The organism is Xenorhabdus hominickii (genome assembly GCF_002632725.1).
Classification (GTDB): Bacteria; Pseudomonadota; Gammaproteobacteria; order Enterobacterales; family Enterobacteriaceae; genus Xenorhabdus; species Xenorhabdus hominickii.
This window is the reverse complement of the sequence record NZ_NJAI01000001.1, coordinates 818482-827777: the sequence shown is the minus strand read 5'-3', so window position 1 is coordinate 827777 and position 9296 is coordinate 818482. Positions and strand designations below refer to the sequence as shown.

The 9296-nt window shown below is 42.5% G+C and carries 6 protein-coding genes; 1 reads left to right on the top strand and 5 read right to left on the bottom strand.

Annotated features, from left to right (window positions below; translation table 11 throughout):
- Window positions 1–78: 78 nt before the first annotated feature.
- Window positions 79–696, bottom strand: coding sequence for a LysR family transcriptional regulator (locus Xhom_RS03760; protein ID WP_069317454.1), 618 nt, complete (start codon window positions 694–696; stop codon window positions 79–81).
- Between the two features lie 247 nt (window positions 697–943).
- Here Xhom_RS03760 and Xhom_RS03755 point away from each other — a divergent pair, with 247 nt between their 5' ends.
- A complete protein-coding gene (locus Xhom_RS03755; RefSeq protein ID WP_069317453.1) occupies window positions 944–2392 on the top strand; it encodes a flavin-containing monooxygenase in 1449 nt (482 codons plus the stop codon).
- Window positions 2393–2641: 249 nt separating this feature from the next.
- Here Xhom_RS03755 and Xhom_RS03750 read toward each other — a convergent pair whose 3' ends face one another.
- The 4 genes from Xhom_RS03750 to Xhom_RS03735 form a co-directional block, all read right to left on the bottom strand.
- A complete protein-coding gene (locus Xhom_RS03750) occupies window positions 2642–3202 on the bottom strand; it encodes a rhomboid family intramembrane serine protease (protein WP_069317452.1) in 561 nt (186 codons plus the stop codon).
- A gap of 109 nt (window positions 3203–3311) precedes the next feature.
- Complete coding sequence (locus tag Xhom_RS03745) at window positions 3312–3692, bottom strand: hypothetical protein (protein WP_069317451.1); 381 nt, start codon at window positions 3690–3692, stop codon at window positions 3312–3314.
- Between the two features lie 9 nt (window positions 3693–3701).
- Window positions 3702–4229, bottom strand: a complete 528-nt coding sequence (locus Xhom_RS03740; RefSeq protein ID WP_169928393.1) for a LemA family protein — start codon at window positions 4227–4229, stop codon at window positions 3702–3704.
- A gap of 25 nt (window positions 4230–4254) precedes the next feature.
- Complete coding sequence (locus Xhom_RS03735) at window positions 4255–9204, bottom strand: DNA repair ATPase (RefSeq protein ID WP_069317450.1); 4950 nt, start codon at window positions 9202–9204, stop codon at window positions 4255–4257.
- Window positions 9205–9296 lie beyond the last annotated feature (92 nt).

Sequence of the window (9296 nt, the reverse complement as noted above, 5' to 3'; positions counted from 1 at the left end):
GATTTGTGACAATAACGGCAATAGACGTCAGCTTTGGCCATGCTTTACCCTTAAAAGGCGGGAAGCATATCACAACAACTAACTATTTAATACATGACCCTTGTCTCCACCACCACTAATTAAAATATGTCGGCCTTCAATATAATCATTAATAGTAAAATTACTATTAGACTTGGGATGAGATCTCCGAAATATAACAACAAGTTGATCTTCGGCCATCATCTTTCCGTACAAATTATCGGGTACATAATCGGCAAGCGTCGCTACTAAATCAACATTGTGTTCAACAAAATTATTTAGGTTTTCTTTATGCCACAATTTATATTCAATACTAACGTTCGGTGCCTCATTTTCAACAAGACAAAATATAGACGGTAAGATAGCCTGGGCAACATAATCGCTAGAAGCTAAGGTGAATTTTCTTTTACAAAGGCTTGGTTCCATTGACTCTGGTACATATAGATTATCTAATTGCTGCATCAATACTGGAAGCTGTTCTTTCAGTTTCTCTCCTTTTTTAGTAAGGATGAATTGATTTGCTTCTCTCACAATAATCTTGTCATGAAAATCTTCGCGAAGCTGATTTAATGTTTTGCTCATGGCAGATTGTGTAACATTTAACTGCTTTGCAGATTCAGTCAGATTAAGTGTTTGCAGTATTGATACTAAAGCGGGTAGTAATTTGTAATTATTCAAGATGTACTTTCCATATCTAAAACACTTAAGGATTATAATTACTTTCAGTAATTAGATTATTTTTAAAGAATTATACAACTTATTTTGATGTTAGAGGGAGACTATACAAGATAACGATGCTTCATTGGTTCACATCATGATACTCCCCCCATATAAATACAAATGGTTGCTTTATCAAATAAAAAATAACATGAAAGATTGTGCAGGATATTTATCTGATTAAAAACGTATTTTTGCAGGAGGTAGCATGGATAACCATTATGATATTTTGATCATCGGCGCTGGTGTTGCAGGCATTGGTATGGCATGTCATTTAAAAAGAGAATGTCCCGATAAAAAAGTGATTATCTTAGAACGTCGTCAGTCCATTGGAGGTACTTGGGATTTATTCCGTTATCCGGGTATCCGTTCAGATTCGGATATGATGACTTTTGGCTATCGATTTCGGCCTTGGTCTGCAAGCAGTGTTTTTGCTGATGGATCTTCAATTAAAAATTACATCAGAGCAACGGCAAAAGAGTATGGGATTGATAAAAAAATAGAGTTTGGATTAAAAATTACTCATGCGGACTGGTTAAGTGCGACCAGTCAATGGATTATCACTGCGGTTGAGGAAACCAGTGGTGAAACTCGAACTTTTACCTGTAATTATCTGATCGCCGCAACGGGTTATTATAATTATGATGAGGCCTATTTACCTGAATTTCCTGGTATTAAGGATTTCAAAGGCCCAGTTATTCATCCTCAACATTGGCCTGAAGGATTGGATTACAGGGGGAAGCGGGTTGTCGTCATTGGCAGTGGAGCAACAGCAGCCTCTTTAGTCCCAACAATGGCAAATGATGTTGAACATATCACGATGCTACAGCGTTCCCCCAGTTATTACTTATCTGTACCCGGAATAGATAAAATTTCCGAATTTCTCAATAAACTTATACCAAAACATTGGGTTTATACATTCAGCAGAAATCGCAATATTTTTTTTCATCGTTTACTTTATAAAACCAGTCGACACTTACCGACGTTATTGAAATCGTTTTTACTGTCCTCTGCCCGCAAAAGGGTCGGTGACAAATTTAACATGAATCACCTGACACCCAAGTACATGCCGTGGGATGAGCGGTTGTGTGTGATCCCTAATGGTAATTTTTTAAAATCACTGAAAGAAGGTAAAGCTTCTATCGTGACTGATCAGATAGAACGTTTTACTGAAAACGGTATTTTTCTGGAATCTGGTAAAGAATTACTGGCGGATATTATCGTTTCCGCGACTGGGCTGAAATTGCAGTCGCTTGGCGGTATTGATATTTCTATTGATGAGCAAAAATTACAGGGCAATTCTCGCATGCTCTATAAGGGAACGTTGGTACAAAATATCCCGAATTTTGCCTATTTGTTTGGGTATATCAACAGTTCTTGGACATTGAAAGTGGATCTATCCGCAGATTACGTCTGCCGTTTATTGAAAGAGATGGATCGTCGTGGTGCGAAGTCTGTGACACCTCATGCCCAGCCCGATGAGATGCTGAAACATGAAAATATTTTTGGTGAGTTGCAACCAGGTTATGTTAGACGAGGTGATAAAGATCTCCCTCGTCAGGGACGTAGTCCGAATTGGCATGTTCCACATGATTATAAAAAAGATAAAGAGGTATTGGGGCAGCCAGTGGATGATGCGGCTCTGAGATGGAGATAATTATTTAATTTTCATTCGAATATTTCGGCATGATACGGATTTTTTGAATCCAAAAGACATCATTTTTTCAGTTATACAATTCAAAATATACGGTTATTGTCCGTATATTTTGGATTGCTCTCAATTAAATGCTATCTCCATTAAGTATTCTAAACTCTCATTTATGGATAAACTTCAATATTTAGGGAATTTGCCCGTGCTTACAACAACGGGCTGTTTATATTCTTTAATATCTTTAACTAATTAAAACTATCTTTTGGTTATTATCCACTTTTTTGAGAGCCAAGAGAAAAGCAGCCCTGCAATGACACCAAAAATATGCCCTTCTGTTGAAATCCCTTCTTGCCACGGTAACAAACCAAAGACGATACTGCCGTAATACACGAAGACCAGAATGGCAAATAAGAAATCTTTTGCTCTCCTCAGGAAGAAAGCATTGGCCAGTAATAATCCCCATAAGCCAAAAATCCAGCCGCTGGCACCGATATGAATGGCTGTATGGCCAAATAACCAGACTAACGTGCCTTCCGTAAAGATAATAAACAGGCTGGCAAGCACATAATAGCGAATGGAGTGAGTCATCAGTAATGCACTCAGTACCAGTAAAGCAGGAATATTACTGAGTAGATGTTCCCAGTTGCCATGCAAGAACGGGGATAGTGGAATACCGATCAACCCTTGAGCATAGCGGGGAATAATGCCGAAATGACTTAATGCACCACCAGTTAAGGTATCAAGCAATTGGATGATGATGAGTATTGATACTAACCCTATTAGGATATGAAAGCGTTGCTTGAACCATACTGCCATCATTGTCTCCCTATTTAAAATTCGAAATGACATGACAAGATATTATTTCCCTTATGATAACAGGGAACATGGTTATTAGCGGATATATCTTGTTGGCGGATGGGCTATCCTATTTATTACCACATTTTTTACCAATTATTTCCGGCTCACGACCTGAAAAAGGGTTTTCCATATAATTAGCCAATTGCTGATAATTAAACAGAATAAAGAAAAAGCAACTCAATATAATGATCAAACAGATAAAAAACAGGTGGATACCGCTGACATTCAAAAAGAAGAAAGTGATTGATACGATGAAATTGGGGAACAATGACAATGCGAGTGTTCCCAAAACAATGTTTGAGATAAACCTAAATGGAGGAATTCTTTGCAATATGGCGAACACAAAGAAAGGGATAAACAAGCCAAAAGTTGATATAAAAATGATATATTCAGGCTCTTTCACCATCTGATCGGCAAAACCAAAGAGATCAAAAGGGATGGTTAACATAAGGTTTCCTTATTTATCTATGACGCTGATATTAAGCATTGTGCGTGGTTGATAGCCCAATATTTTGGCAAATATCAAGTTAGGGAATGTTTGGATGCCGGTATTATAGAGAGCCACACTCTCATTAAAAAACTCACGGCGATCAGCAATTTTATTTTCCAATAAGGTAAGTCGTTTCTGTAATTTGTACAGACTGTTTAACGCTTGTAATTCTGGATATTTTTCTGCCAATACCAGAACCTTTTGCAAGGTATTAGTGATTTTATTGTTTATCTGGATCTTCTGGTTAGTTTGGTGACAGGTAAAGTAGTGCTCGCGCAACTGCGTCAGCTCCAGTAGCAGTGATTTTTGATGTGTCATCGCTTGTTTGGCAATATTCACCAATTCTGGAATTTCATCTACCCGCTGTTTTATCAGTACATCAATATTGGCAAAGGCCTTCTCAACGTTATTACGTAGCATAACCAGACGGTTATAGAGGGTGATCCCCCCGCTTATTCCGTAGATAAGCAGGAAGAAAATCACCATAACTGTCATAATTATTTCCATTTCTCTTGTGACCTTAATGCTTCGAATGATTTCCTAACGCCTGAATACTTTCAACCAAATCAGCAAGTTGGGCAACAACACGATCACCCACATTGGTATTATCGCCACCCAGTGCTTTATTCCGTGCAAAATCACGTTTAATCTGCTGCCAGCGTTGTGCTTCTTCTGGTGTCATCGTGCCGCGAATCTCTGCCAGTTTAAGTAAGTTCTCTTCGGCACCACTTGTCAGTAATTGAGCTTCACCCAAATAGTGATCATCAATAATGCGTCGTATCTCTTCGACATTCATGACCGCAGAAATTTTTTCGCTGAGTTTGTTCATGTTGCGGTAGCTGCCTTGTAATTTGAATGGCGGCTCTGTCCGGTATTTGTCTGATTGCGCGGCGCTGGCGATGTATTGTTGGTTCACTTTGAACACGGTATCCCGCATCATCAGCAAGCGCTCAAGGATTGCGACAATTTCGGTAATTTCAGCTTCGCTGTAAGGATAGCTCAGTCCATTGCTGGAGAAGGATTTTCCCATCGCTTTATCGATCAACAGGTATAGATCGTTCATGTCACGCAATGCCAGCGGAGCCAGTACTGGATTTGAGGTTAGGCTATTTTCGATATAACTCAGCGTAAATGCTTCTTCCATGCCACCCAGCACTTCACCGAGGTTATAGATATCGGCACGGTTTGCCAGCATATCCGGGATTTTGAATAGTTCGCCGGATTCGGTATAAGGGTTACCAGACATGACAACGCAGAATTTTTTACCGCGCATATCGTAGGTTTTAGTCTGGCCTTTCCAGACTCCTTCGATACGTCGTGTTCCATCACACAGGGAAATAAATTTTTGTAAGAATTCAGGGTTGGTGTGCTGGATATCATCAACATACAACATGACGTTATTACCCATTTCCAGCGCCAGATTCAGTTTTTCTAATTCCTGACGAGCGGTCGCATTCGGAGCCTGAGCTGGGTCGAGTGACAGGACATCGTGTCCGAGCGCTGGTGCGTTGATCTTCATGAAGATCAATCCGAGGCGATTGGCGATATATTCCATCAACGTCGTTTTGCCGTAACCGGGCGGAGAGATCATCAACAACATTCCCATGAGATCGGTTCGTTTTCCTTTGCCGATTGCACCAATCTGTTTGGCAAGATTATCACCAATCAGCGGCAGGTAAACGTCGTTGATCAGTTTGTTGCGAACGAATGAGCTGAGTGGTCGTGCTTTAAATTCGTGTAGACGTAACGTTTTCCGTTGCTGGTTCAACACACCTTGACGTAATTCCTGATAATGGTGATAGGCTGGTATAAATACCTTACGTTGTTTGCGCATCCGGCAGAAATAGTCATCAAGACTTAGCGTCAGAGTTTGGTTGGCAATAGAAGGATGCTCGCCAATTAAATCAGTGACGGTAAAGTGCAGATCGACTTCGCTGAAACGAGTATTGAGCGTTTTTTCCAATAAGATCAGTGCAACAGATTCTGATATATAGCCTTTCAGCGGGGTAAACTCTGGCAGGGAACAAAGGCCATTCAGCCAGTTTTCCACCAGCATCCAGCGTTGTGCAAAACGTTGGCCAAGATTTTGCTGTGAATGGTTGAAATCCCCCCACATATGGGCTTTTTCTAATTCAAATTGCAGCCCTTCCAATAGCGCACGGGCATATTTACTGAAATTGAATTCCACGGTTGTCCGGCTCAGTGCCAGACTCAGGTATTCCGCTGCTTGTGTCTGTTGGTAAGGTTCATATTCGATGGGATGGCGCTCAAGGAACAGGCTAATCTCCGCTTCGATTTCTGCCTGTAAATCCAGTAAGCCTGCATTATTACGGAAAAGCTGATAAATATTGGCACAAGTACGAGCGCGTTCTGGCCACAATGCAGGTTGTTCTTCGCGCTGAACTTGTTCCCAAAACAGTACGGCAATCGCTCTGGCGTGAGGGTTAAATCGCAAAAGGTCAGCACTTTCCCCGACAGGAATTAATTTGCGCAAGATCGCTACGGCATCACGGTCATGAATGCCTTTTTCATACCCTTCGTTGTAGCGGGGGGCGGCAAATTCACGCACGGTTTTTTCCAGTATGTCAGGTTGGCTTAACAGGGATTTCAGCCCATCCAACGTTAAACCTTCTTGTTCTTTGCTGGCAGCATAAATCAGCGAGTAGGCAAGATATTCAGCACGGTAAACTTCCGTTGATTCTGATTCAAGTGAGGTAGTCCAATAAGGTTTCAGGGAGCCAAGCTCTGGGCTATCAATTGGCTCCTGATAATCGGTTCCGGTCAGATGCAGATAAAGGTGATCTCCTCGTGGCAGGATGGTGAGATCCAGTTCTTGAGTATTGACGCTGAAACGGTGGCGAGGGCCAAGTTTGATAACGTTGCCGCCATCTTCATAGATCTCAGTTTTATCCCGCAAGCTACGGATAGCCTGATCCCGCGCTGCCTTGAATTTGGCATCAATATCATCCGCTTTTACGCTGTCTTTCAGTTCCCGCAAACGTTCAATGATTTCCCGGGTTTTCAGCGATAGGATATCGGACGCAAAGAAGGCATTCAGTTCATCAAGGGAAGAAAATTTTGCTGTCCGGCGACTAATGCTATCCAACAACCGCTCTGCCGCAACCTGTAAGTTATGGGTCTTGCGCTGACGTTCATCCAGCAGTGACTGCTTGTGAGTTTCAAAGGTTTCCAGTAACTCTTCACGTTTGTCCAAAATATCATTCAAGAACTCATCGTGATCACTGAATTGGGTTTCCAGTTCTTCGAGTTGTACCAGAAGACGAGAGAGTTGTTCGTCACAACGTTCAGGATTGGTAGAAAGCGTCAGGGCATTGGTAATCCCCTGACTGAATAATTTAAATTGAGCACCAAATTGAGCAACGGATTCAACTGATCCCTGTTCCTTACGGCGTTGTTGTAGTCTGGCGCGAGTTTGGTTCAGCAGGGCATAAATTTCGGAAATGGATTCAATAATGTGGGTCTGCTGGGTTGTGTCTTCGAATTTTAGCGAAGCCATCAAGTTTGACAGCATATCCAGATCCGTGGACATTTTCTCCATGCCAGCCAACGGCTCGGTAAGCTGGGCACTGTTAGCGGCTGCCTGAACTTGTTTCTCCAGTTCTTGTAATTGCTGGTTAAATGGCTGTAATGCTTTTTCACTGGCAAGAAATTCGGCCGTTGCGAGTGAAATGCGCTGCTGATTGTCAGACAGTTGTGTTTCCATTTCATCAAGTCGGGCCAGATCGATATAGCGATGATCGCGTAGCGTGATCAAGTGACCACGCTGGATACTCAGGCTATTTAAAGCTTCAATGAATTGCTGAGTCTCTGTCCAGCTTTCCGGTAACATTGCTGACAGTAACTCTTTTTGGTGAGATGTCGCTTCATGCATGGCTCGGATGGATCGGCGACGGATGCTTTCTACTTTTTCGTATTCATCCAATACTTTTTCGCCGGTATGGGCGATTTCTTTCAGCAATACAGAGATATTCAGGCTTTGTTCGTTATTCAGCCAATAGTAGATATCTACCAGACGACGGGCATCTTGGCAGAGTTTTTCGTAGAGCAAAGAGGAAATTTTCTGTTGTTCAATTTCTTTGGCGATATGGTAGAGATCGGATATTCCGCGTACCAGTTCGGCATTGCCGATGCGCCCTAAAAAGCTGTTTCTTGCTGGCTGAAGGGCTGCGTATTCGTCAGAATAGAAGGGTGTTTGCCAAATTTGCATTGGATGGATGCGGGTTGGTTCCTCTGATTGCCCTTCAAAAAGCACCATCTGACCATCTTCCAGCATGGCGTAGCCGTGACCAAACAGCGGGTTCTGTAGTTTTCGTTCGATCAGGTTGTAGTTAAACAGCGCAAGACGACCCAAATTCGGTTCATAGAAGATGTACATGACATCTTCGCCATTGGGGGAACGGCGAACGCGGCGGAAACGCATACCATCCATTGGCTGATCGAAGGTTTTGTATTCCCCGCTTTGCAGGTAATAACCGCCGGGGAAAATAATGCCGTGATCTTCCGGTAATTGAATGCAGGCAAAGCCGATGGCATCAATGCGTTGTACGCTCTGGGTCAGGGTGTTGTAGACCAGATAACGCCAGGATTCTTCGCGGTAAGGCAGGATTTTCAGTAAGATCAGGCTGCCCGTCTGAGCGTATTCTATCTGTGCATCATCCAAAGATTGGGTTTTATCCAACACCGCTTCCCGGTAAATTCCCAGCCCATCTTCGGTATTGTTTTCACATTTAATGGTCAAATCACCGCCAATGGTTTCGACAAACACTGTATCCAGAATGTTCATATGTGGATAGCGGCCATTAACGGTGTTTTCCCGCGTGGTTTTCTGCCATTCAAAATCGTAAGCAGGCGGTAAGGCGATATCGCGTTCACCGCGATTATCAATATAGGTTATTTCGGTTTTATCACTGGAAATTGTCCAACGGAATACGCGAATATCGGTGATCCGTTCACCAATCTGGAAACTGGCGAGCAATTTGCCATCGCGTTCGACCAACTCTAATAGCTGGGTGTTTTTGTAGTAAGTATAAAGTTCGTTGAAATCTTGCACAAAGCTGGTGATGTTGAGAAATGTACCCGTCAGTGGGACCGATTCCACATCATATTCGTCATTCTCTTTCTTGAGCTTGTACAGGGAAAAGACATCTTCAACCCGCGTCTCTTTTTTCAAGCCGAGGAATACGTTGTAGCCAAACAACAGCCAATCACCGACCCGGACAATATCGCGGGCAACACAATTATTTTCGGTGCGAATGCGGATACGCCCGATAATGTCGGTCTGGTTTTTGCCAAATTCTTCTAAGCGGCGGGTATTCAGCAGACTGACTTTTTCATGTAGCTGCTGGCCTTGCTCAGACAGGCGATTGCGTAAGATATCGTAGGCTCCGCCTTCCGCGACAGCATTATCCAATAATTCCTGTTCACGATTATACACTTGGCTATCTGACATGGCGTATCACGTTTCCTTGCTCAAGATTGATTGTAATGACGTTAATTCTGGTTTTGGGCACCTTACAGACATGCTGGATGATTATTTTATAT